This window comes from Okeania sp. SIO2F5, from assembly GCF_010692685.1.
GTDB classification, from domain to species: Bacteria; Cyanobacteriota; Cyanobacteriia; order Cyanobacteriales; family Microcoleaceae; genus Okeania; species Okeania hirsuta.
Window position 1 is genome coordinate 81,023 of sequence record NZ_JAAHGU010000001.1, and the last position, 25,349, is coordinate 106,371.

Below are 25,349 nucleotides of genomic sequence, written 5' to 3' on the forward strand. Positions count from 1 at the left end.
GTGCATTGTTAGAAAATAAAGCATCTATTCAAGTTATGGAGAAAATGGGATTAAAGTTTGAACAAAATTTTGTTTATTCAGAGTCTTAGCAACAAGTTGTTATACCAATTCGAAAAAAGAATGTTACGAATAATAAGTGCGATAAAAAGACAAATGCAGGATATGTATTTTGACAAAAAGAATGATTTCCGACCTGAAAAATGGTATTAAAGCTATTCATTCTGACTCCTGACTTCCCCTCCTGGAAGGGGCTAGGGGTGGGTTAACTGCTCAGAAATATCCTAGCTATTTGTAGCAAATATTTATTGATTTGGTATTATACCATCTCCAGATGATTAAGTATCATAAAAATCTTCGACTGAAGCCATCTGGAAGGAATATCCCAAATTTATGCTTCGTTTCCAGTGTTCCCTCTTGAATTTACATCTACATTATCATTAATTAAACGGACATGATATTAAATATAGTTTGAGTCAAGATGATTTTTATTTGTTGAAAAAACTAAGATAAAAAAATGAATAAGGTTGATTAATTTTTTTAATTTCCGTTGACTTATAATCAAAAAATTAAATCATTATGTAATAATCTATGGCAGCAATAAATAATCTAGTAAATTAATGAAAGTGTGAATCCACTCAGATAATTGAGAACAAATATAGCATTTTTAATGCCGATAAAGTAAAATATAATACTTTTTTTATCCTGTTGTATGTTCTCTAAAGTCAAAAAAATTGTACTTCACCCTAGCAATAAAAATTATATGAGTAATACTAATTCTACAAATTTACCCCTATGGGTGCAAGATAGAGAAAAAGTAATTTCTAATGATATAGATGTGGAATGGCGAGGCGGAAAACGACCAGATTATTCTCACAATGATCGAGTTTTTCAACAAGAGAGTAAATATGATCATCCAGAAGGGTCTTTAGAAGCGATCGCTCATAACCTAGTCAGGACTTTTGAGATGGAAGCATCTAATAAAATTAATCCTGAACAGTGGTTATCTGTTGTTGCCGATCAATTTCGCATGAGTAGTAATGGAGGAAAAGAATATACTGCTCAGGAAGCAGGAAAACACGGGACATATAATCTTTTTATTAGTAAAAATAAACATTATGATCCTGACGAAGAAACTTTTGAATCATCCTTTGAAACCTTTAATAAAGCTTTTCCAAATGGGTTTCTCTGGGAAGTAATAGAAGTGCTTTCTGGACCGCCAAATGTTACTTTTAAATGGCGACATTGGGGAACTTTTCAAGGTAATTTTAAAGACTATCAACCTACTGGCGAAACAATCGAAATTATTGGCATGAGTATTGCTAGAGTAACTGAAGATTTAAAAATTTTGTCTGTAGAACATTATTTTGATAATAGTAAATTTATCAAAGATTTAACGGCTGGTGGTTGCCCATTTCATAGTCAAAAATAAGAGAATCATTTTACAATACTTCGGCGATAATTAAATACAGAAAATATAGTAGTGGTCTGCCAAAATTTCATTATTAATAAGTAGTGGGAGCATATTGCTCCCATCTTGATTAAAGATACCTCACGCTTATTCGAACAATTAGGAGAATATCTGCGCTAGCAAAGATAGTGGGTCAACAATTCCATATAATATAACTAATTAAATCTAATTTGCTACGGAATAATCAGATTTCTTTTCTTATTTTAAAAATAACTTCTATTCTAGTCGCATTAAACAGCATCTCAAATCTATTTCTGAGAAATGCGACATTGAACTCCGAGCAAAAAAGTAGAACTAACAAGCACCTGACTTATTAAATACTACCCAAATTGTTTTCCATATTAACTTGAGATCGTATGCAATAGACCATTTTTGCTGATAGTCAATATCCATGCGTACTATTTCTTCAAAGTCTTTCACACTAGAGCGACCATTAACCTGCCATTCTCCAGTCATACCAGGTTTGATATCCAGTCTGTGCCAGTGATGAGCTTCATAATTTTTGACTTCATCAAAAGTAGGAGGGCGAGTTCCCACTAAACTCATATCTCCTTTGAGAACATTCCAGAATTGAGGTAGTTCGTCTAAGCTAGTCCGACGCAGAAAGCGACCTATACGAGTTATTCTAGGATCTTTCTCATTTTTAAAAATGTTACCTTTTGCTTCGTTTTTGACAAGGTGCTTCAGTTTTTCTGCATCAACAACCATTGAACGAAACTTCCTGATCCAAAAAGTTTTTCCCCTAAAACCACAGCGAACCTGACTGAAAAATAGCGGACCGGGACTATCAAATTGCATGAATATAAATACAGGAATTGCAAATACTCCTGTGATCGCTAATCCGACTAAGGCGCCTAAAATATCAATCAGACGCTTGCTTGGACTATTGACAGACGGATGAGCTACTTGTTTGTATAAGTTAGTTGAGTATTTGTGTTCTAGAACTGCTAGAGAATTCATATTTGAAGAGACTGATAAGTTAGATGTATTCATAAAATTTGCACTGTGACATTATGTTTTATATTTATGGAAAATTTTTATACTTACATCTTAGAAGAGCTAGATTTAAGGTGGTAGGGTAAAATACCTAACTTTACTGAATCTTCACAAATATCAGCCGTTTTTTAAAGTTTATGTGTTGTTTTGGTAATCCATCATCAAATCTTCCGGAAAGAGAAAAAATATTATGTATAATTAAAGATTTTGCTTTTTTATGTTTTCTGGTGTTTGTAGATCGAATTAAGTATTATGTAATTAAAATCACAAAAATGGTATATTCTAATACAATTATTTGTAACGAGAAACCCTTAGGTGTTTTTTTTAACAATATGTTAATGGGACTTTAGATAAATATTTGCTGCTCCATATTCCGTTATCTGTCCTATAGAACCCATTTGGTATCTTAGTCCGCGACCCGCGTTTTTTTACAAGAGTCAGGAAGACCGAGTCAGGAGATGAAGGGAAGGCATAAGGGAAGCAGGTTAAAAAATACTCCCCATCTGTTTTTAAATAGATATCAAATAGGTTCTATAAACAAAATATTGTAATATTTTTGTATTAAGCTTATAATGCAAACTATTTTTGACCAGGAAAACTTGTAGAGCAAGCGATCGCTAAATTACATTTTCGGCGTTGCTGAGTGGTAATGATTTTGAGATTAACTTTGGGCGCAAAACATCAGTTTTTCAATTTTACCTTCAGCTAATAGACATCTCCAAGAATCAAAAATCAATATCTATATCCCAAAGAAATTATCAATTCTTTACCCCTACTGCCTACAGCAAAGCTGCCTACTCCCTATGGGTGGAGTAGATGTCTAATTATTATTACATTTAAGCAACGCCACATTTTCTGCTAACTTTATAGGGGTTCCTCAAATTTTTGCCTAGTATTAGCCACTAGCATATTTAAGTATTCTCTTACATATTCTGCTTGTTCATTACTCAAACGATACCCATTACCATCAGGTTCTTGGCAAAAAAGTGGCTTTGCTCTCAAACTTTGATATTCAGAATTTTGTCGAGAAACTTCACTCAATAGCATGACATCTTCCTCCGAAGGCACTAAACCTGGAGGTAGTTTACTTTCTAAAATAGTCTTAATGTTCTCCTGACAAACACGAGTATTTATTCCTTGCTCCTCTAATAATTGATAAACTTCTTTTAGAGATAAAGGATGATCTGGAAAAACTCGTAGTATTTCCCAAAGTAAAAAATAGTCGTTGTACTGTTGTTGAGGTCTATCTATAATTTGTGGATAAAGAGGTAAAATAGCTAAACCATAAGCAACCCTACCTATAGTTAATTTAATATCTTCAATCTCAGATAAACAATTATCCGATCCCTGCAGATTTTCCTGCCCTAACTCTACATTTTCAGAATTAACTTTTGCATCTTGAACAATAATTGCATTAGGCAATTTTTGACGTAACCAACGAGATATCCCACTCCAACTCCCACTACCTCCAGTACATAAAGCGCGGTTAATTCCCACCGGAGATATTCCCACCCTACTCAAAAAATTATTTAACTCCTGATTTAATTGTTGTATAAAAGGCTCTAATACTTTTTTTTCTAAATCTTGTTGTTGTAAACTCCATTGGCGATCGCCTATATTCAAAGTAAATTCTTTTTCAGATGGCAGAATGACTTTTAAATTACGAGCTGCTGCTAATAATTCTTGTCTATAGGATGAACTTTGTAACCATTGCTGTAGTTGAGACCTAATTGACAAATCTGGATAGCCTGGCCGTGGCCATAATTGAGTAGATTGTTCTTGATTCTTTTCTTTCTCGGTCTGGGGCGAAATATTTTCGTTTTTTAGTAATAGTTGACAAACAATATCTTGATCTAGGGCCTGACCTCCATAAGCAAAACTATGGCAATGGAAGTGAGAATAAGTTAAATCTTGGCCATCATCTGGGAAATTAACTAAGGCCATTTCTGTTGTAGTTGCTCCCACATTCACAATTAAAATTTTGCCCCTTCTAAATTCTGAGATCGTAGATGTTTTTGAATCTTCTCTTACTGAAGTTAATTCTGATAGGGCAGTAGCGATCGCGTCCTCAATCACAATTACTTGATTGACATTTTTGACAAGACCTGCTTCTAAAACTGCTTCTCTCAGATTGAAGCGATAGGCTTCTGGCCAATTAGTCGGACTACCAATTAACACACATTTTAATTGTGCCAAAGCTGAAAAAAATGTTTCTTGGTCTAATCCTACTGCGCCACAATTATAATCATTAGGTAAAGTAACTATTGTTTGAGTTTCTCTATCAGTTAAAGAAATAGAGTCTTGGCCAAAAGCTTGGGACTGAAGGGTTGTCAATAAAGTTACTAATCCTTGATTAACTAACTTGAGGGGAATTTGTTCATGTTCAGACAACTGTAAAATTGGTTCATGGGCAGTTGTAGCAATCAAGTTAGAACCTAGAAGAAAAGATTTGTCTGGTTTATCCTGCGATTTTTGTTTTTTAAATTTAATTGAAAGGTAAGGAATAGTAACTTTTAAACCAGGTTTAAAGTTTTGTAGTAATAAGGGTTTTTCTTCTATATTTTTCTCTTTAGATGATTTTTGATGTATGTATAAAGTTGATGGTAGGTGATATATTTTTTTGGTAGAATTGAAAGTTTTTTGGCCTATTTTTGTTGAGAGAGTAAATTCTTGATTTGTTTGAGTAATATTTAACTTTTGTTGAGTTGGTAATCTCTCCCAATATATAGGATAAATTTCACTACTGCTACGATTAAATAATGCTGCAGAAATACCTGTAGTACCAAAGTCAATTCCTAAATACCATAGTAAAGATGTTTTATCTGGTGTTATATCTGTCTGTTTTGATAAATTAAATTTTTTTTTTCTGTCTCTGGAGGGTCTTGAAGTAGAGTTTCTAGCGGTAAAAATTCTCGCTCATCTGTTTCTATTTGTTCTACTTCTATTGAAGATGTTAAGCCATCTAAAATATCTTCTAAAGTTTGTTCATTTTCTGTATTTTCTGCTGAACTTTGAGTATTTTCTTGGTTCGTTAGATTTAATTTTTCTGAAACATCACCAATATCTATAAATAAACCCTCTAAGTTAGTAACTTCTAAGTTAGTAACTTTTGCTTCTGAAGTCGAAGTAACAGAATCATTAGTCGATTCAAGATTACTTTCTGCTAAAGATACAGGTGAATATTCTCCTAATTGAAACTCAGTTTGTTGCGAATCATCTGCTAATTCCTCTAAGTCAAATTCTTCTAAATTTTCTAAATCAGAACGCAAATTATTGAGGGTATTAGTATCTAATAATAATTCTATATTTTGATTTTGTTCTTCATCCGATTCTTGTATTGGTAAGAGACTTTCTTTAGGGGATGCCTGAAGATACTCTTCTTCTTCTGATTTATTGCTGTAATTTGTTTGTTCTTGTGTTTGTTCTTGTTCTTGTTTAGATTCCAGAGACACAATTAATTGGTTAGTTTGTCCTTCATTTATCTCTAGTTCACCGAAAAGATGACTGAGAGATTCGATAATTTGAGTGCTTTCTACATCTTCTGAGTTGTCTAACTTTGACCCTGAATTTAGTGGTGATTCGATCAAATTTGCTATTTCTGCATCTTCTATTTTAGCAGTTGAATTTTGATATTTTTGCCACTGTGTGTAATTCTCTTCAAAACTAGGAGCTTCTAGTTGAGCAAAAGTTTTATTTTCCTGGTCTTGACTTTTAGTAACTTCTAAATCTTGCTGTTGATCAAGATTAAGTTGATTCTGAATTGATGATTCTTGAGGGTTTGAATCATCTGTTTCAGTTGTATTTGATTCTGTATTTACTTTTGCAACAAACTCATATCCCGGATAAGGTAATACTGTTGTATCGGTAGGCTCATATAATTCATTTATTTGAGAAGATGGCTTTTTATGTTGAATATTTTGAGGATTAACATTGGATGCTATAAAATTTTCTGACTCTTGCTGTATTTCCTGATGATCTTCTGTATTGAAGTCATCAATAAATGACCGATCAAAGTTAGAATCTTCTCTAAATTTATCCTCTGAACTTGTCACCATCTCAGAAGGTTCAATATTCTTAGAAGTCTGTGGATTGATATTTTGCTTAACAGGTAAAGCACTTTGACTTGGATATGGATGCTGGTTGGTTAAATGAGACAAATGTTCCACCAATGTTTCTTGCACTGGGCCAAGTAAAGCTTGAGAAAACTCAGAGATAATTTGCTCCTGTTTAGCATATTGTTGAGCTAGGGAATAATTATCTTGTCTTTGCTTCTCCAGTTGCCTAATTTCTTGTTGCAAAGCTCGTCGTTGTTCTTTAAGAATTTGAAAATCTTCTTGTAGATAGTGATTAATAGGATTCAAAAACTCTTCTAGCTGTTGTGGATATTGCTTTGTCGTCTGGTCAATAATATTTTCCGAATTTGAAGGTGGGTCAACAGAGAGTAGCTGTAGACTTGAGATTGTATCCACATTCTGACTCAGATAGTTCAGCACCTGCTTTAGTATCTTTTGAGATTTTCTGAGTGTTTTTTCTAGGACTTTAGGAGAATTTTCAGTGCTAGACTGACTTAGCACCTCATCTATTTCACTGATGATTGATTTGATTTGCTTATTCTGGAAATTCAAGAGTTTCACCTCTGTCGCTCACCTTTATTAAGAATTATAAAACTGATGAGAGCATAACTGACTTTAAAATTACTCTTTCATACTGGATATACAAATTGGAGATTAATTCAATTAAAAGTGTTAAGGTTTTTTCAGACTCTTTAGTCTAACGTATAGCTTGATGTGGCAATAGCAGGATATGATTAAATTAATAATTTAAAGACTTTTGCTTTCTATCTTTTACAGGGTATGACGGTTATCAACGCAATGCTGAGTGGAATGCTTCTCAAAATATTAGTCCATGGTTAGGTGTTTTATGTCCTTTGAATCTTGAGAAAGCTGTGTCTGTAATGGGCATGGATGATTTAAAGGTAGGGGTCAATGATAGTCCCTAAACTAATGAAAAGTTTAAACAGGGGATAAATCCAACTGTTTAAACGACCTTTAGAATCGGCACGGATTTATCCCATAGAGTGTCAAATACATAATATTTATTAACTATAATAGTCCTCAAATTTAGCTGTTTAGACAATCTCTTAGGATTAGGAAACAGTATTATGATCCTGTGGATGTTTAATCCGTCAAGGAGCGCTTAACTAGAAGCAGTAGTAAAAGTTTCTGGATTTATTATTTATATTTTGGATTTCTGACAAATCTTGTACGTATATCTATGTACTACCATACTGTAAAAGCCCTTTCATAACTTCCACAAAGTTGTTGACTTTCAGGATATTTAAAATTGGCCAATTGGCTACTAATATAATATGTATTAATTTTAACTATTAATTTATAGTTGCTCTGTGGGCTAAATATACTGCCCTATTAATATTGAAAAAATAACTTTATGGAAGAAAGGTATAATCGCGACCCCCAATTAAATATTAAAGAATTAATGCGATCTACCTCATTTTTTGAGGGTTTATCAGAAGAAGCATTAGAAAAAGCAGTAATTCATGTGGTCAGTCGTCAACATCCACCAAATCAGGTAATCTTGCTGGAGAATGATTGGGGGACATCTGTATACTTCATTCTGGATGGGTGGGTAAAAATTCGCACCTATAATTTGGATGGTAAAGAAGTAACGCTGAATATTTTGGGTAAAGGCGAATTATTTGGAGAAATGGCTGCTTTAGATGAAGTACCTCGCTCTACTGACGTAATTACCTTAGCTCCCACATTAATTGGTAATATGCCAGCTCAGGATTTTGCTCATCTAATTAATACTGAACCCACAGCAGGAATTCGATTAGCTCAATTAATGGCCAGACGTTTACGACAAGTGAATCGACGACTTAGACTACGAGAAGCAGATGCTCAGGCCAGGGTAGCAGATATTTTACTATTTCTAGCAGAGGGACAAGGTATAGATTCTCAACAAGGAAGAGAAATTCCTAATTTGCCTCATAGAGAGCTGAGTAGTTTAAGTGGGTTGGCCAGAGAGACAGTGACTAGAGTCTTAAGTAAGTTAGAAAAAAAGTCATTAATCAAGCGCGATCGCGATACATTATGTATTCCTGATATACACGCATTGGAACGTACACTTGTTTAATCGGGGTTGCTGAATAAATGTATTATTTCACAGGAGTCAGGAGTCAGGAGACAGGAGACAGGAGACAGGAGACAGGAGACAGGAGACAGGAATCAGGAGTCAGAAAAAAGTTTTTCGGTGACTTTAGAGTCAGAATTATAGATATAATTCCCACTATTAGACATCTCCAAAAATTAAAAATCAAATCAACTATTATCCATAAATTATCAATTATTTCCCCCTGTTCCCTGTTCCCTGTTCCCTGTTCCCTCTTTTCTGGAGATGTCTATTGTTTTGGGTGAAAATTTACCACTAATTGAATTTCATATATCAAATCAGCAACGCCGTTTAATCCAGAAGTAGATTAAAAGTAAATTAAATTTTAATAACCAAAATATATAAGGCCAAAGCAATTCTGTGAAAACAACTTCAGATCGAATAACATCATCCACCAGCAAAGAAGATAAACCAATAGTTCTGGTAGAAACAGCTTTTCTGGCCAGTACAGCTAGTTTAATTTGGTTTATCAATTATTATTTTCCCTTGGGACCATTATTAAGAGTTTTCTTCCCAATACCAATTGCTTTACTATATTTACGATGGGGAAACCGTGCCGCTTGGATGGGTGCAGTAGTATCAGGATTACTTTTATCTGTGCTTATGGGGCCAACTCGTAGTATTTTATTTGTTATTCCCTTTGGTTTCATGGGAGTAATGTTAGGGGCAGTGTGGAAACGAGGAGGAAATTGGTTAATTTCTGTTGGTTTAGGTTCTATACTAGGCTCTATTGGTTTCTTTTTTCGATTTTGGTTACTTTCACTTTTGTTGGGACAAGACCTCTGGATATATTTAACTACACAAGTTACAGAATTCCTAGAATGGGTATTTATCAAATTGGGATTATTAGCTCAACCTAGTTTGCCTTTAATTCAAGCACTTGCTTTAGTTATGGTATTTGTGAATAATGTTGTGTATTTATTTGTTGTACATTTGGTAGCTTTATTGTTACTAGACCGGATCGGTAACCCTATTCCTAGACCTCCTAAATGGGTAAGAGTTTTGCTTGATTATGAGTAGTAGATTTTAGGTGGTAGGTAGTAGGTGGTAGGTGGTAGGGTGTGTTAGCGGTAGCGTAACTGAGCAAACTCTTTTGTAGATATTAGGTATTAGGTGGTAGGTAAACTTTTCTCCTCTCCAATAGACATCTCCAAAAATCAAAAATAGGTAGTTCTGCATAATAATGATATATGCAGATGAACAATGCCTAGTGTGGGCATCCTCAAAACGAGGGAGCAAGATGCTCTCATTACCGTCTCTGGTAACAACAATAATTACAATGTACGACTATTATAGCAATGAGCGCTGGTATATTTACAAATTGTAGTAGGGGCAAAAGAGCTAGAAGTCTTATATGATCGGCAATTTATTCCCCCTGTTCCCTGTTCCCTGTTGCCTGTTCCCTGCGCACAGCGCTATATTTATCCCTGTTCCCTTAATGACTACTGCTATAGCAAGGAACGAGTTGGTGTTTGATATCATGTCCGGTAGCATCAGTATTGTATAGAAAAGGAAGGCAACAAACAGGAAGGCAACAAACAGGAAGGCAATTGAGCAAGAAAAAAACTTAAATTTCCTGTAGATATCCACGCTAACTTTTACACAAACGATACCAACGGACATGATATGACTTATGTTGATGATGAACCGTAAGACAGAGAAATACTTTTCCCACTGTTGCCTGTTGCCTGTTGCCTGTTCCCTGCTATATAACTGATAACTGAAATTACCCATTACTCAATAATAATAATGATTCGTGTATATACTCAGGTGCAACAGGGAAAAAATTGGCTGCAAAGGTATCGGAGACGCCAACCAGTGTTTGGCTGTATATTAGGATTTACAGATACAGGTCTAATACCGGGAATTTCTGCAGCAGGGGCAACTCCAAAAGACCGCCAATATACTTGTCTGGCAGATGTTGAATTTTTATATAATGGTTTTCAACCACAACCTAAATATCCATTACCACCCCTTGATGCTGGTGCTTCTCCAGTTTTAATCACAAAAGCAATTGTTGATGCTCTCAATATTCCTCTCTACTTATTTAATGCTGGTTTAACTCATCAACCCACTGTACCAACAATTGATTTGGGAGGTACTCCAGCTCGTTGTTTAACTTCTGGTCATGCTTTAGATATGGCAACTGTTGAACATTTACTGGAAGCTGGAAAGAGTTGGGGATATAAGTTAGCTGCTGAAGCAAAAGATAGCTATTTAATATTAGGAGAATGTGTAGTTGGAGGTACAACTACAGCTTTAGCAATTTTATTAGGTTTAGGTATTGCTGCTGCAGGCAAAGTTAATAGCAGTCATCCTCAATGTAATCATGCTCAAAAGTTGGCTGTGGTGCGCCAAGGTTTACAAGTTTCTGGTTTTAATTCTGTACCTCCGCTTGCACAACCCCTAAAATTGGTCGCTGCGGTGGGAGACCCGATGCAAATAGTAGTCGCAGGAATGGCAATGACAGCAAGTCTCAAAGTAGGGGTGATGTTAGCTGGTGGTACACAAATGTTAGCTGTTTATGCTTTGATGCAAGCATTAGCGGCAAAATATTCTTTATCTTGGTTGCCTGAGAATATTGTGGTGGGAACAACTCGATGGGTTGCTGAAGACCCGACAGGAGATACTGTGGGGTTAGCTAGAGAAATTGGTATTGTGCCTTTGATGGCAACAAAAGTTAGTTTTGCTGAGTCTTGTTATCCTCAATTACGAGCTTATGAACAGGGGTATGTTAAAGAAGGTGTGGGTTGTGGAGGATGTGCGATCGCAGCTCATTTATATAGAGATTGGAGTCAAGTTCAGTTGCTTCAAGCTGTTGAAAGTTTGTTTTTATAGTGGGACTTATATCAAATCCGTTTAATTGGACATAAAAAAAATTTTCAATCGCCATAACTACGTTTATCTTTGTAATTCTTTCTCCTCAGGAGTCAGGAGGAAAGAGGGAAGAAAGAAGAACAACAGGAGAAAAAGGAGAAAGTTTTTTTATAACTAATTATCCGGACATGATATTATACCTTTTTGACGTAAAAGCCTCTGAATGTCTACATTTTAGCCTATTTTTTGGCGTCTGTTTTGTGTAAGTCCCGCTAAGGGTGCTAGCCATTTTTAACGCATCGACGTAATTCCTAATCTTAACTACTTAGGAGTTAGGAATCAGTCCTCAGAAGTTAGGAGGGAAGAAATAAGAAGAAAGAGTAGTAGAAGATAAAGTTTTTTGTTCACTAATTATCCGGACATGATATCATGCCTCAAATCACCAACGCCGTAATTGGTAAGATGATTTTCTACTAGGGGTGATACTCATCACTTACTCTGGTTAGATATTTAGAGGTATCAGAAACAGATTACTCTTAAAGTTTCATCTCTTGATTTACCAACGCCCTAGATTTTTCTACATCATCTCCTGAGTCTAACACAGAACGTTCAGGTTTGGAACCCGAACTTGGTGGAATGTTACGCAATACTCCCGAACGTTCAGGTTTGGAACCCGAACTTGGTGGAATGTTGCGATAAAAGGGAGTTGACGTTGATGAAATTACCTGTATCGGTTGTAAACATTGCGCTCATGTTGCTCATAATACTTTTTATATAGAATCAGAACATGGGCGAGCGCGCGTTTTTCAGCAAGATGGCGACCCTGAAGAATTAATCCAAGAAGCGATCGACACTTGTCCTGTAGATTGTATTCACTGGGTTGATTATACCAAACTAAATACTCTGGAAGAAGAGCGCAAGTATCAGGTGATTCCTATTGCTGGTAGTCTTGTTGATAGTGGGGCAGCTCGTATTGCTAGTCATAGAAATAAGCAAAATGCAGATAAAAAGAAGATTTGATTCTTTTCATTAATTCCTGTAGGGTGCGTTAGTGCGTTAGCGAGAAGATTAATTATGCTCAAGTCTAGTGGAGAGGGCGATCGCGTAACGCACCATTTCAATGTTATAGCAGTCGAAGCAAAAGTTATACCAAATTGATATAGCAATGTGCGCTGGCATATTTACAAATTACAGTAACTGTCCAATAGCTAAAAGCCTGATATTATCGGTTTTTTATTCCCCCAGATGAGCTGTTGCCTGTTGCCTGTTGCCTGTTGCCTGCGCACAGCGCTATAAATGTTTGCTACGAATAGCTAGGGTATTTCTTAACTTATCTTTTTCGTCAAATAGTCATTTCCAATAAATTCTTTCTATCGACTCCAGCAAATAACAATTAATTTATCAAACTCTCCAACACCTCATCAGTAAAGGGGTTTTCACCTGCCTGGAGCGCTTCGATCCATTTTTGCCGTTGTGCTTTTTTCTTCTCATTACTCGTCCATTCTACAGATACCTGAAAATCTGCGATCGCTCCTTTAATGTCCCCAGTTAAAGCCCTGGCAAGTCCCCGACTATCAACAATAGAGCCTTTTTTAGGGTCAAGGGTGACTGCTTTCTCACAAGCAAACATAACATTAGCAGCTTTTTCATAAAGACTGCCATACCAACAAAGTGTACCCCAATTATGAGCAGAAATTTGAGTAGGGTAGATTTTTTCTGCTTGTTTGTAAGAGGAAATTGCTTCCTTATAGCAATGAGCGCTGGCATCTTTACATGTTACATAGATATTTGCAATGTAATATAAAAGTAACTGTATGAGCTGTATTTTTCATAAATTAGGCGATCGCTAAACCTTAAAGTTTTAAGGATGTCTGTAATGGTATTGATAATTTACAGTTTATAGCTTGAAATTGTTTACACGCATCCTTAAAACTTTAACCTTTAGCGATCGCCTAATTTATGAAAAATACAGCTCATACAGTTACTTTTATGTTACATTATCAATATTTATGTAATATGTAAAGATGCCAGCGCTCATTGCTATAGTTATGCCTAAATTACCAATAATTTCCAGCAAAAAAGCTATTGGTGTCTTAGAGCGTTTGGGATTTTATCAAGCTAGACAAACAGGTAGTCATGTCGTTCTCAAAAAACCTTTGCCTGATGGAGAAATTGTTTGTGTTGTACCAATGCACAAAGAATTAAAAACTGGTACTCTTAGTGGAATTCTCAGACAAGCTAAAGTTATGCCAGAAGAGTTTATAGCCAATTTATGATGGTAAAGCTCACTCTATGGTTGGTGGGAAAAAATGACTTCGCTATTACCTCACTATTAAACAAGAGCGTTCGCACAAGCAGTGCGGAGCATTATCGCCCCTTCCCAAACAAACCACATTGTACTTATCGTAAACCCAACCAACGTAAAATAGGAATAATCACATAATGACTCACACCCAAACAAAAACCACCAATGCAACCTAACAAACTGAAAAAAGTTATGCTTGTAAAAAATTCTAATAAATTAGGTTGACTGTAATTCATAAAAGTAAACTGTAAAAATAACTCTGGAAAAATATTAAATTGCTCCAAACCAACAAAAACTATTGCCGTCAAACTAGCAACTATCAAAGCATAAATAAAGTTATGCTTTCTTAAACCAAGTCCTAGAGTAACAACACCAGTAGCTACCCCCACAGATAATTTACCCATAATTTCTAGGATAATTAAATCTTCTTTTGTCGTATAGACACTACTACCAACTTGGGAAAATTGCCAACATAACCCTCCTAAAATGTAACCAATAATTCCCATAAATGCAGCCAACCCATAACGACGACGTTGACCTAAACCTCCCACATCCGTTAAACCAACTCCCGTTCCCAAACCAGCTAAACCAAAGACAAGTATTTCCGGACCAATATTTAGGGGAACATCCCACACAAGAAAAATTAGATTAGTAAATATACTAGCGAGGCGATCGCCTATTCCTGACCAATAAGCAAAAATTAATCCGAATGTTGCCCCAATACTTCCCCCAATTGCCCCCAACACCATTTCCCAAATTGTATCTACACATCCTGAAACTATTTGATGAAAAATTTTAGACAGCGTAAATAATAACCTATTAATATTCTCACTGAGACTTTTCAACAGAGCTATTAATGAATTTTTAACAGTTGTAGCTAATGTAGCTAACAAATATATTCTCAGAGACCTCTTTTGCCGTCGATAAATTTTAGCTAAACGGACTTGCACTTCTGCTGCTGTTGCTGGTCGTTGGGCCGCATCTAAGCTCACCATATCATCAAGTAAGTTAGCCAAAGCTGGATGAACTGGCTTAAGTTGACGCCACTTTAGCTTACCTGTTAAGGGGTCTTCCAATTCTGCTGGATATTGACCAGTTAGTAAATGAATACAAGTACGGCCCAAAGCATAAAAATCTGTAAAAGGGCCAATTTCACCTCCATTAATTTGTTCTGGAGGGCTATATCCAGGAGATACTAATCTGGTTGTGCTGCGTTTTGCTACAGTTTCTCTAGGTTGGATTCTATAACTACTAATTTGTTTTACCCCACCGAAGTCAATTATGACCAGTTGACCTCTTTTTTTTCGTTGATGATGAAAAGAATAGGATAAAGAAGATTTTGTCAAAGTTGAAGGTTGGATTTCCCGCAACATTAAATTAGAAGGCTTTATGTCCCTGTGAATAATTTTCCGGCGGTGTAATTCCCATAAAATTTCTACCGCTTGGGAAAGCCAATTGATTACATAGAAATCTGGACATCCTTGGGGATATTGTTCCAGAATTTCTTCTAGAGTACAACCATCAATTTTTTCCATGACTAGGCATGGGAGAAACCATTGGCTAGAGTGGCCCACTTCTGGCTGACTATTTCGCTTGCGTAGGTGAAAATAGTCTCCTGTTTCGACTCTAGGAATACCTGAATGGCGGATACTGGCAAGTACCCAAGCTTCTTGGTCAAATAGTTCGAGTGCTTTGGGAGAGCTTTCTAACAATACTTTCAGAATACGTTCGGTTTGAGTTTCTTGGTCCCAAATAATGTAGATTTTCGCAAATCCACCAGCGCTTAATTTTCGCAGGGGAATGTAGCGATCGTTAATGAGAAGTGGGGTTCCACAGCTTTGACAAAAGTTATTTCCCCATGGCTGGATTGGACTTAGACAATGGGGGTTGATACAGTGGACTTTTGATAAAACAGACTGATGTACAGTCATCTACAGTTAGATATGAATTGAGGACAATAGGAAAATTACTTATATTTTTATCTTAAAAGTTCGCTCTTCTTGAAAACCATGTCACTTTAGCTTAAGGATAATTAGTGGTACTCAGACATTTTATCGTAGAAAAAATGCGTCAAATTCAGTCAAGAGTTGGGAATTACCTCGATGCCTTAAAAATGGCTAGAACCCCTGCTGATTCAGGATTTATGCCTTTTTGACGTAAAAGCCTCTGCCCATCTATATTTGATCCTATTTTCTGGCTTGATTTTGTGTAAGTCCCATTAGGTCTAATTATTTTTATTTTGCAGACAAAAATGCAAGTTAAATGTAGATTACTTGAGTCCGATAGTGGTATTAGTTATCGATAGAAAGGTGCTGAATAATTAGCGCTCTAGAAAAATTAATTTACCGATTTTTTCTTGTATTAAGTGCTTATTGTTTCTGGAAAAAGTAATTATATTATTTTGATACTAGCAATAATTTCTACATAAAATTATAGTCAAGTTTTTTCCTTATTAGTTCACTACTCAAATCTTGCACTTTTGGTGAATCTCTCGTTTTTTTACGATCCCCTGTATTTGTTCAATATTTAATCTGGGATAATTAAAATTGTTTTTACTTTGCATATTTGTGTTTTTTTGTCAATGAGCAATTATTCACTTGATTTATTTTAAATGATTATGGCGATAAAATTAACAAATGTAACAAATAGATTAAAAAAAGTTATTAATAAAAAAATAATCTTTAAAGTGGAAAAGTTCTAATTCTTGATATTATCTAAAATAGTATGCTGTATAGCAGAAAAGTGAATAGATTCTTAGGAAAGAATATATGAGTTACGCTAAAACACAAACTCAGTCTAAGTCTGGGTATCAGGCTGGAGTAAAAGACTATAAACTAACTTATTACACCCCTGATTACATACCAAAAGATACAGATGTTCTGGCAGCCTTCCGTATGACTCCTCAGCCTGGAGTTCCTCCAGAAGAAGCTGGTGCTGCGGTAGCTGCTGAATCTTCTACTGGTACTTGGACAACAGTATGGACTGACTTGTTGACTGACCTCGATCGCTACAAAGGTCGTTGCTATGATATTGAATCGGTTCCCGGTGAAGATAATCAATATATTTGCTATGTAGCTTATCCTCTAGATTTGTTTGAGGAAGGTTCTGTAACTAATATGTTGACCTCTATTGTAGGTAACGTATTTGGTTTTAAAGCATTACGAGCACTACGTCTGGAAGATATGCGGATTCCAGTAGCTTATCTGAAGACTTTTGAAGGTCCTCCTCACGGTATTACTGTTGAACGTGACAAATTAAATAAGTATGGTCGTCCTCTATTAGGTTGTACTATTAAGCCTAAGTTGGGTCTATCTGCTAAGAACTACGGTAGAGCAGTTTATGAGTGCTTGCGCGGTGGTTTAGACTTCACAAAGGATGACGAAAATATTAACTCTCAACCTTTCATGCGCTGGCGCGATCGCTTCCTGTTTGTACAAGAAGCTATTGAAAAGGCCCAAGCTGAAACTGGTGAAATTAAGGGCCACTACCTGAACGTAACTGCCCCCACCGTTGAACAAATGATGGAGCGTGCTGAGTTTGCAAAGGAAATTGGCACTCCAATCATCATGCACGACTACCTAACTGGTGGTTTTACTGCAAATACAACTTTGGCCAAATGGTGTCGTCGTAACGGTGTTTTATTACACATCCACCGAGCAATGCACGCTGTAATTGACCGTCAGAAAGCTCACGGTATTCACTTCCGCGTTTTGGCTAAGTGCTTGAGAATGTCTGGTGGAGACCACCTACACTCTGGTACTGTGGTTGGTAAGCTTGAAGGTGAAAAAGGTATCACTATGGGATTTGTTGACTTGATGCGGGAAGACCACATCGAGCAAGACCGCGAACGTGGTATTTACTTCACTCAAGATTGGGCATCCATGCCTGGTGTAATGCCAGTTGCTTCTGGTGGTATTCACGTTTGGCATATGCCAGCTTTGGTTGAAATCTTTGGTGATGATTCCTGCCTACAATTCGGTGGTGGTACTTTGGGTCACCCTTGGGGTAATGCTCCTGGTGCAACAGCTAACCGTGTAGCTCTAGAAGCTTGTATCCAAGCTCGTAACGAAGGTCGTAACCTCTTCAAAGAAGGTGGCGATGTTATCCGTGAAGCTGCTAAGTGGTCTCCTGACTTGGCCGTTGCTTGCGAACTATGGAAAGAAATCAAGTTCGAGTTCGAGGCAATGGATACCCTCTAAGTCTGTCTTTGAGATGTGGGATTTTAGATTTTAGATGGCAATAGTGAAATAGATATGTCACACTTGTCTGCTAAGGATTTAAAAAGCGTTCAGCTTTCAGCGTTCAGCATTCAGCTTTTTATCAGGGGATTTAAACTTAAACCCCTCCTAAAGTTAAATGACAAGCTAGAGCCTGTCTTTATTTATGTGGACTATCCACGCTGATTGCTAGTAGCTAATAGCTGATAGCTAGTTAATCAATCCTCAATCTAAAATCTAAAGTCTAACAACAATATTCAGGCTGGGGTCAAAAATGGATATTAAAAAAGTTGCGAAAGATACTGCAAAGGTACTGACGAGCTACCTGACCTATCAAGCTGTGCGGACTGTAACTGCTCAGTTACGAGAGACGAACCCTCCCTTAGCAATTTGGTTAAGTGGTTTTTCCTCAACAGGCAAAATTCAAGATGGAGAAGCTTACCTACAAGAGTTGCTCCAGGAAAATAAAGAATTAGCATTTAGAGTGATGACCGTTCGAGAACATTTAGCAGAGGAAGTGGCTGAGTATTTACCAGAAATGCTGCGCAGTGGTATTCAGAAAGATAATATGGAACATCGCCGTCGGTATCTGGAAAAGATAACGCAACTGGAAATAGCTGACCCTAGTTTAGATCCAGAGCAACGAACAGATTAGCCACGAAAATTTGCGGTTAAAATAGCAGTAAGCACCTCAGCGGTCAGCGGTCAGCTCTCAAGGCATAAAATGGGGGATATTCAAAAGAAGCCACTCCGTGTCTACAAACCCCCATCAACGTACACCACTAATTTTTCAAATAGATATAGTGGGGAACTTAAACCCGCCAATTTTAGCTGATAGCTGATAGCTGATAGCTGATAGCTTGTTAAATTTTCCTCCACGGAGAGACCGGGGGGCTGAGATATAAAATCTTGATTGATTCAAAATTTGGCTCCCTTGCACATTGTATTAAACAGTAAAAAAACATGAGAACATTACCAAAAGAGCGTCGTTTTGAAACCCTTTCCTATTTGCCTCCTCTGAGTCCTAACCAAATTAGTCAGCAACTTCAGTACATTTTGGATCAAGGTTTCATCGCTGGTGTAGAATTTAGTGAATCTTCTGCACCAGAAATGCACTACTGGACTTTGTGGAAGTTACCTCTATTCCATGCCAAAACAGTTCAAGAAGTTTTAAGTGAGATCGATGCTTGCCGTTCTGAAAATCCTGATTGCTATATTCGCGTGATGGGTTTTGATAATGTGAAGCAGTGTCAGGTATTGAGCTTCATCGTACATAAGCCAAATCAAAGAAGATACTAATTCATAGCTAAATTAATTTAGTTATAGTGGGGTAGGTAACCTTGTCTGCTCCACTATTTTTTTGTATCATTCATTCCGCTAAATTGTCTAGAATGTAAAGACGTTCCATGGAAGCTTTCTGCGGGTTGGAAAAACCAATTTTTGATGATAATATCATGTCCGGTAGCATCGGAGCGTATATAAAATTAAGGTGACACTCTTGAGAAAACCTTCTGCCTCCTGCTATCCTAGATAACTAACTGCTATCCTAGATAACTAAAGCCTTCTGCCTTCCTTCCACCAAAGTCTAATTATTCAACCGGACATGATATAACTGCTGACTGACTAGAAGGACAAAATTAGCGAAATTCTAAATCCTTACCTGATTTTTTAAATGAAAACTCAATACAAATATCCAGAGAACTTGAAATATTCTGATATTGATCGTCACTCGCAACACCATCAAAAATTTGTCGCTCCACCACTGGATGATGAGTTTTACGCTGAGAGTTATGAATTGCGCAAAGCAGCTTCGACGATGACAGTTTCTGCCATTGAATGGTTCCGCAATAATGTAACAGTATTACTGGAGCGAAGTTATTCACGCTCACACCAAAAGGATACCTTCTCGGTACTCAGTATTGGTAGTGGCGAGGGTGATATTGATATCGAAATTATACAAAGCCTAATTCCCAGACTTAATCCATAATGGAAGCAGTTAAAGTATGTAGCACTTGAACCTAACCAGATCCATCGCGATCGCTTTCTACAACGGCTCGACCAAGCATCTTTTGGCCAAAATGTAGAGGTGTCTGTGCGCGATGAATATTTTGAACCAGGTAGATTTGAAAGCGAACAGAAGTACGATTTAGTTCTGTTGACTCATGTTTTATATTACTTTGATGAGCCTTACCAAGCAATCCAGAGTGCTTTAAAGCAAACGAAGGTAGGGGGACAGGTGGTGATTGTCCACCAAACAGCTACAGGTATACCTCAAATCCAGCGCGAGTTTATGCTGGAAGCAAAAGGGAACCAAAACGAGATGTTCACAGCAGAGGATATTAGAAATTTACTGGATACTCAATCTCATCCGCATCAGTATTACCATGTCGATGCTCGTCTGGATGTAACTGAATGTCTCCAAGGGTTGGAAACAGGCGTTAAAATTATGTCCTTTTGTATGGAATGCGATTTGCGCCAGCTTCAGGAAGTAAAATTTGCTAAGATTCTCCAAGCATTTTGGAGATTGGCTGAGATTGAGGAAAGTGGGAAAGCATTTATAAATGAACCAATTGGGGTTTTTGTCTTACCAGTTCCTAGCGTTACTGTTGAACAAAGAAGTCCAGAAGACAAAGATCCAGTAATTGATTATTGGCAGTTAGCGCAGCGTTTCGACTGGTTGGGTACTTTTTTATCACAATATCATCAGAGCAAAAGTTCATCTCTGAGATTACTAGATGTTGCGTGTCGAACAGGGCGTTGGTTGCAAGCTTTTAGTCAATACATCCAACTTGATGAAGAAATTGGCAATATTGTTTATGATTCCTTAGATCCTTCTGGAAGTTCAATTGCTCAAGCTCGTCAGAAAATCCATCTTCCCTTACAGCAAGGGAACCAATATATTAGTACAATTCAATCGGCTAATCTGGAAATAAATGCTTACGACTTATTGTGGTCGATGCACGGCTTTTATATGATTCCCCGCCAGGATTTGGCGGTTGTATTGAAAAAGTGTGCTAGTTTGCTGAAGGATACAGGAGTTGGATTTATTGCTTTGGCGACTCGTAAATCTTTTTACGTCGATTTTTATGAGCAATACCTGCAAATTTTCAAGGAAGGAAAAGGCGAAGGATTTACCTCTGCTGAAGATGTCATAGAGAGTCTGGATGAATGTGGAATTCAGCATCAAGTCCATAGGATATTCTATGAAGAGCCAATCAAAGCTGATGACTATGCAGCATTAGAGCATTACATCAAACATGAGGCAACAGTTAACTACTTTAACAAGGATAAGGAAACAGAGCAGTTATCTGAATCACACGAGATTACCTTGGAAGAATTACTGTCTCATCCGAAGATGGAACGATATCTCAATTCATTGCTCAGAAACTCGGTTTATTATTTTCCTGAAGAGGTTTTCCTGATATCCTTTAATGCTAATTAACATAGGTGTAACTATAGCAGTTTTCAGCCTCGTGAGGTACATTAATGATCCCCCTCCCGTCCCCCTTGGGAAGGGGGAAGCCAGAGGATGCTGCGCTTTTTGTTAAACGGGGGTTAGGGGGGATCGAAAGAACTGTACCTCACGCTTCTTGAGAAATGCTATATCAACAGGACTTACGCATAAGGTACGAAAAACAGGGATTTGAGATTGCTTCCCTATCGGTCGCAATGACGGAAAGACGTTGTGCTGCGTAAGTCCTAATCAATACAAGTATGACAAAAAAATAAGGTCTCAAGCCTCCCCTTGGCTGCGCCACTAGCTGTCGCTATACAAGGGGATGAAAAAAATAAACTTCAGTATTTCAGGCCTCCTACGTCATTAGGAGGTACTGATAGCATAGCTCCTCCGTTAGGAGGCTAACTGATAACTGATAACTGTTAACTGAAATGAGCATTACTAAAACCAGAGAAACTTTAGCTAAATCCTGCCCTGAGAATGAACAAGAGTTGCGCGTAGAACTAGCTGCTGCATACCGCTTGATTCATCACTACGGGATGACGGATATGATATACAGCCATATTTCTGTGCGCATTCAGGAGGAACCAGCTATATTCCTTCTCAATCCCCATGGTCTGCTTTTCGATGAGATATGTGCATCAAATCTAGTACGAGTTGATGTCAATGGTAACAAAATTGATGCTACAGATGCTGACGTAAATCCTGCTGGATTCACCATCCATAGCGCTATTCATTTAGGTTGTCCTAATGCTCATGCGATTTTCCACACTCATACCATGAGTGGTATGGCAGTTGCTGCTATGGAAGAAGGTTTGTTGCCACTTAACCAAGCTTCCATGGAATTCTATAATCGTGTTGCCTACCATGACTACGAGGGTATATCACTCGACCTTGATGAGCGCGAGCGAATCGTTGCATCTCTGGGCGCAAAGAAATGTTTAATTCTGCGTAACCACGGACTTTTAACTGTCGGGCGAACTATAGCTGAAGCATTTTACTATATGTACTATCTGAATCAGGCGTGTGATATCCAAGTTAACGTGCTAGGTACTGGAACTAAACCTATTATACCACCACCTGAGATTTGCGAACATACAGCCCGCCAGTTTGAGGAACCGACCTTCCACAACCAGGAGGTCGCCAGGGTATGGGAAGCTAATCGTCGTTTGCTCGATCGCCTTGATCCTTCATATCGTGATTAGTAGAGGGAGTGCGAGCATCTTGCTCGCTTGTTCACCCATTAACAGGATTTGAGATTAGTAACCTTGTTCACAATTTACCAGATTCTGCAAAGGAAGACCATCACGAAGGCAATGAATAGCATCTACAATTGGTTTTGTCCAGTATTCAGAATCAGTTTGAGTTGCTACATGAGGTGTTATTGTAATTTGAGGGTGTGACCAAAATGGATGATTTTCAGGTAAAGGTTCCTGAGAGAAAACATCTAGACAAGCACCTGAAAGTTGACCTGAATCTAATGCTTCTAATAAATCTTTTTCTACTAAGTGTTGTCCTCGTGCAACATTAATCAAATAACCTCCTTTAAGCATAGCTGAAAAGGTTTCACGATTAAGAATCCCTTCTGTTTCTCTAGTTAAGGGAAGTAAACAAACCAGGACACGACATTTACTCAAGCAAAGTTTTATATCATGTCCGTTTATATCGTTTGTGTAAACCCAAGGGTGAATATCTACAGGAAATGATGGTTTTTTCTTGCGAGGGTAGCCTTCTTCCCTCTTCCCTCTTTCTTCTTCCTTCTTCCTTCTTCCTTCTTCCTTCTTCCTTCTTCCTTCTTCCTTCTTCCTTCTTCCTTCTTCCTTCTTCCTTCTTCCTTCTTCCTTCTTCCTTCTTCCTTCTTCCTTACCTTTGCTATACAAGACCGATGCTACCGGACATGATATTAATTGGTCTCGTCCATAAAAACACTCTATACCATCAATGTTCTTTGGTGTCCGACTCCAACCCCGAATCGGAAAACCAAGAGTATTGAGTTTCTGAGCAGCATCTGTTCCCAGAACACCAAGACCTAAAATTCCTATCGTACAGGAACTGGTTTCTGGTAAAGGTAAAGGTTCCCAATGTCGTGCTTTTTGAAATGTTTGATATTCAAATGCTTGTCTGTGAAAACGAAGAACAGCTAATAAGATTTATTCAGTCATTCTTGCTGTCACACAAGGTTCAACAATACGAATAATGGGTACATTTTGGGGAAGATGGGGGTCTTTTAAAATCTCTTCTACTCCGGCCCCGAAGGAAATAATTCCTTTAAGGTTCGGAAATTTTTCCATTATTCCTAGAGAGGGTTTCCATGTTAATATGGCTTCTATTTTGTCTGGGTTCTCTACTTCTGGCCAGAACTGGATATCAATATCTGGTATATTTGCCTTGAGTTCCGTAACGAATAGTTCCAGATTTTCAGCTTCATAAATTATAAGTATTGAAAACATAAATAAAATCCTAAATATGACTACAAAAAATCCAAATCTGAGTGAATTATTTGCTTATGATACCTTCGCCGATATGATTAAAAACAAGTTAATTAAAACGGTTGAAGATTATCAAGTATCTAATCCCCAAAAAGAAATATACATGATGGCGTGGGGTGATACAACTCATCCAATTCCATCAAAAGTTGTGGAAGCTTTAGTTGATGCTGCGACGAAGTTAGGTCATCAGTCAACTTATACAGGATATGGGGAATTTGATGGGAATATTAAACTAAGAGAAGGGATCTGCAATAACTACTATAAACCTCGTGGAATTAATCTAAAACCAGAGGAAATTTTTGTTAGTGATGGAGCACAGTCAGGTACTTTTGGTATTCAGGAACTCTTTGGTTTAGATAATATTATTGCCCTACAAGACCCGATTTATCCCCCTTATTTAGAAGCAAATTTGTTAGCAGGTAGAAATAATATTATTTATCTAGAGTGCAACGATAAAAATAATTTTGTTCCTGATATTCCTCAGTCAAAGGTGGATGTAATTTATCTCTGTTTTCCTAATAATCCGACAGGAGGAGTTGCTAGCAAAGAACAACTCAAAGCTTTTGTTGACTATGCTAGAAACCATAAGTCTATCATTATTTTTGATGCTGTTTATAGTGCTTTTATTACCGATCCGAATATTCCTAGAAGTATTTATGAAATAGAAGGAGCGACTGAATGTGCGATTGAAGTGGGTAGTTTTTCTAAAACGGCTGGATTTTCTGGATTAAGATTAGGTTGGTCTGTAGTTCCTGTTGACTTAACTATTAAAAGCACTGTAGCAGGAGAGTTGACCGAAATGTTTAGAATTAGTCAATCTATCAGGTTTTGGGGTGCTTCTAATTTAGCACAACAAGGAGGAATTGCTGTTTTGTCGGAACAGTGTCAAAAAGAATGTCAAGAAATTGTTAAGTACTACCTAGAAAATGCGAGAATTCTCAAGGAAGGTTTAGAAGCTTTTGGACTGAACTGTTTTGGTGGTACTAATAATCCTTATATATGGGTAAAAGGAGCGGAGGGAATGAGTTCTTGGGATGTTTTTAACGAACTATTATTTAAAGCAGGGGTTGTTGGTGTACCCGGTTCATTGTTTGGTTCGAGTGGAGAAGGTTTTTTACGCCTAAGCACTTTGGGTCGTCGGGAAGATATGGAAAAAGCTAGTTGTATACTTGCGGGATGATTCGATCATTTAGATTAATAAATTCCAAAATCTCTGTTTTTGAACCCATGATTTTTGAATTAATTTGGCAATAATTAAAGGAAACAGAGGAATTATCAGCATTAAAAAATCTCGAAAAATTAAGGTATAAAGCCTCTCAATTAATGGGGAAAAAAGAAAAAAAAATCCTTGAGGAAAATCCTATTATTTATAAAAATAGATAATTTTTAATTGTTAATTATTAATTGTTTG

General features: G+C 37.1%; 20 protein-coding genes and 2 pseudogenes. 14 read left to right on the plus strand and 8 right to left on the minus strand.

What is annotated here, in order from left to right:
* The first annotated feature begins 760 nt into the window (after positions 1 to 760).
* Positions 761 to 1,429 carry an ester cyclase gene (locus F6K27_RS00345; protein ID WP_287273795.1) on the plus strand — a complete coding sequence of 223 codons (669 nt, stop codon included), beginning with the start codon at positions 761 to 763 and terminating at the stop codon, positions 1,427 to 1,429.
* A gap of 333 nt (positions 1,430 to 1,762) precedes the next feature.
* On the opposite strand, the gene F6K27_RS00350 is transcribed toward F6K27_RS00345, so the two are convergent.
* The 3 genes from F6K27_RS00350 to F6K27_RS00360 all read right to left on the minus strand — a co-directional run bounded on the left by F6K27_RS00350 (position 1,763) and on the right by F6K27_RS00360 (position 7,089).
* Positions 1,763 to 2,428, minus strand: a complete 666-nt coding sequence (locus F6K27_RS00350) for a sugar transferase (protein ID WP_205127549.1) — start codon at positions 2,426 to 2,428, stop codon at positions 1,763 to 1,765.
* Positions 2,429 to 3,328: 900 nt separating this feature from the next.
* The gene (locus tag F6K27_RS00355; protein ID WP_287273794.1) at positions 3,329 to 4,891 is read right to left on the minus strand and encodes a hypothetical protein; all 1,563 of its coding nucleotides are present in this window, start codon (positions 4,889 to 4,891) and stop codon (positions 3,329 to 3,331) included.
* A 401-nt stretch (positions 4,892 to 5,292) separates the two neighbouring features.
* Entirely contained in the window at positions 5,293 to 7,089 is a 1,797-nt protein-coding gene (locus tag F6K27_RS00360) for a hypothetical protein (RefSeq protein ID WP_287273793.1), read from the minus strand.
* A gap of 823 nt (positions 7,090 to 7,912) precedes the next feature.
* Between F6K27_RS00360 and F6K27_RS00365 the strand changes: the two genes are divergently transcribed.
* The 5 genes and pseudogenes from F6K27_RS00365 (at position 7,913) to F6K27_RS00385 (ending at position 12,490) form a co-directional block, all read left to right on the plus strand.
* The gene (locus F6K27_RS00365; protein ID WP_124147463.1) at positions 7,913 to 8,617 is read left to right on the plus strand and encodes a Crp/Fnr family transcriptional regulator; all 705 of its coding nucleotides are present in this window, start codon (positions 7,913 to 7,915) and stop codon (positions 8,615 to 8,617) included.
* A gap of 6 nt (positions 8,618 to 8,623) precedes the next feature.
* Positions 8,624 to 8,758 (plus strand): hypothetical protein, encoded by a 135-nt coding sequence (locus tag F6K27_RS00370; protein WP_287283982.1) that lies wholly within the window; start codon positions 8,624 to 8,626, stop codon positions 8,756 to 8,758.
* 255 nt (positions 8,759 to 9,013) lie between these two features.
* Positions 9,014 to 9,673 carry a DUF2232 domain-containing protein gene (locus F6K27_RS00375; protein WP_287273792.1) on the plus strand — a complete coding sequence of 220 codons (660 nt, stop codon included), beginning with the start codon at positions 9,014 to 9,016 and terminating at the stop codon, positions 9,671 to 9,673.
* Positions 9,674 to 10,402: 729 nt separating this feature from the next.
* Positions 10,403 to 11,491, plus strand: a complete 1,089-nt coding sequence (gene cobT / locus F6K27_RS00380; protein ID WP_287273791.1) for a nicotinate mononucleotide-dependent phosphoribosyltransferase CobT — start codon at positions 10,403 to 10,405, stop codon at positions 11,489 to 11,491.
* A gap of 615 nt (positions 11,492 to 12,106) precedes the next feature.
* A pseudogene (locus F6K27_RS00385) lies at positions 12,107 to 12,490 on the plus strand (ferredoxin).
* Positions 12,491 to 12,863: 373 nt separating this feature from the next.
* Here the strand turns inward: F6K27_RS00385 and F6K27_RS00390 are convergent.
* Entirely contained in the window at positions 12,864 to 13,100 is a 237-nt protein-coding gene (locus F6K27_RS00390) for a hypothetical protein (RefSeq protein WP_287273790.1), read from the minus strand.
* Positions 13,101 to 13,494: 394 nt separating this feature from the next.
* On the opposite strand from F6K27_RS00390, the gene F6K27_RS00395 reads away from it, so the two are divergent.
* The gene (locus tag F6K27_RS00395; protein ID WP_287273789.1) at positions 13,495 to 13,746 is read left to right on the plus strand and encodes a type II toxin-antitoxin system HicA family toxin; all 252 of its coding nucleotides are present in this window, start codon (positions 13,495 to 13,497) and stop codon (positions 13,744 to 13,746) included.
* Between the two features lie 124 nt (positions 13,747 to 13,870).
* Here F6K27_RS00395 and F6K27_RS00400 read toward each other — a convergent pair whose 3' ends face one another.
* Positions 13,871 to 15,706: a serine/threonine-protein kinase gene (locus tag F6K27_RS00400; protein ID WP_287273787.1), complete on the minus strand. Its 1,836-nt coding sequence runs from the start codon at positions 15,704 to 15,706 to the stop codon at positions 13,871 to 13,873.
* A gap of 837 nt (positions 15,707 to 16,543) precedes the next feature.
* On the opposite strand from F6K27_RS00400, the gene F6K27_RS00405 reads away from it, so the two are divergent.
* From F6K27_RS00405 to F6K27_RS00430, 6 genes are all read left to right on the plus strand, one after another.
* Complete coding sequence (locus F6K27_RS00405) at positions 16,544 to 17,974, plus strand: form I ribulose bisphosphate carboxylase large subunit (RefSeq protein ID WP_124145527.1); 1,431 nt, start codon at positions 16,544 to 16,546, stop codon at positions 17,972 to 17,974.
* 292 nt (positions 17,975 to 18,266) lie between these two features.
* Positions 18,267 to 18,647 carry a chaperonin family protein RbcX gene (locus F6K27_RS00410; protein WP_124145528.1) on the plus strand — a complete coding sequence of 127 codons (381 nt, stop codon included), beginning with the start codon at positions 18,267 to 18,269 and terminating at the stop codon, positions 18,645 to 18,647.
* A gap of 308 nt (positions 18,648 to 18,955) precedes the next feature.
* Positions 18,956 to 19,291 carry a ribulose bisphosphate carboxylase small subunit gene (locus F6K27_RS00415; RefSeq protein ID WP_124145529.1) on the plus strand — a complete coding sequence of 112 codons (336 nt, stop codon included), beginning with the start codon at positions 18,956 to 18,958 and terminating at the stop codon, positions 19,289 to 19,291.
* 373 nt (positions 19,292 to 19,664) lie between these two features.
* Positions 19,665 to 19,979, plus strand: a complete 315-nt coding sequence (locus F6K27_RS00420; protein WP_287273785.1) for a hypothetical protein — start codon at positions 19,665 to 19,667, stop codon at positions 19,977 to 19,979.
* Between the two features lie 99 nt (positions 19,980 to 20,078).
* Entirely contained in the window at positions 20,079 to 21,434 is a 1,356-nt protein-coding gene (locus F6K27_RS00425) for a methyltransferase domain-containing protein (protein WP_287273783.1), read from the plus strand.
* A 446-nt stretch (positions 21,435 to 21,880) separates the two neighbouring features.
* Positions 21,881 to 22,654, plus strand: coding sequence for a class II aldolase/adducin family protein (locus F6K27_RS00430; RefSeq protein WP_287273781.1), 774 nt, complete (start codon positions 21,881 to 21,883; stop codon positions 22,652 to 22,654).
* Between the two features lie 54 nt (positions 22,655 to 22,708).
* Here the strand turns inward: F6K27_RS00430 and F6K27_RS00435 are convergent, their stop codons facing one another.
* The 3 genes and pseudogenes from F6K27_RS00435 to F6K27_RS00440 form a co-directional block, all read right to left on the minus strand.
* Entirely contained in the window at positions 22,709 to 23,329 is a 621-nt protein-coding gene (locus F6K27_RS00435) for an NAD(P)-dependent oxidoreductase (RefSeq protein ID WP_287273779.1), read from the minus strand.
* A gap of 69 nt (positions 23,330 to 23,398) precedes the next feature.
* A pseudogene (locus tag F6K27_RS33410) lies at positions 23,399 to 23,599 on the minus strand (NAD(P)-dependent oxidoreductase); the annotation flags it as partial.
* Positions 23,600 to 23,899: a hypothetical protein gene (locus F6K27_RS00440; protein WP_287273778.1), complete on the minus strand. Its 300-nt coding sequence runs from the start codon at positions 23,897 to 23,899 to the stop codon at positions 23,600 to 23,602.
* A 16-nt stretch (positions 23,900 to 23,915) separates the two neighbouring features.
* On the opposite strand from F6K27_RS00440, the gene F6K27_RS00445 reads away from it, so the two are divergent.
* Complete coding sequence (locus F6K27_RS00445; RefSeq protein WP_287273776.1) at positions 23,916 to 25,118, plus strand: LL-diaminopimelate aminotransferase; 1,203 nt, start codon at positions 23,916 to 23,918, stop codon at positions 25,116 to 25,118.
* Positions 25,119 to 25,349: the final 231 nt, after the last annotated feature.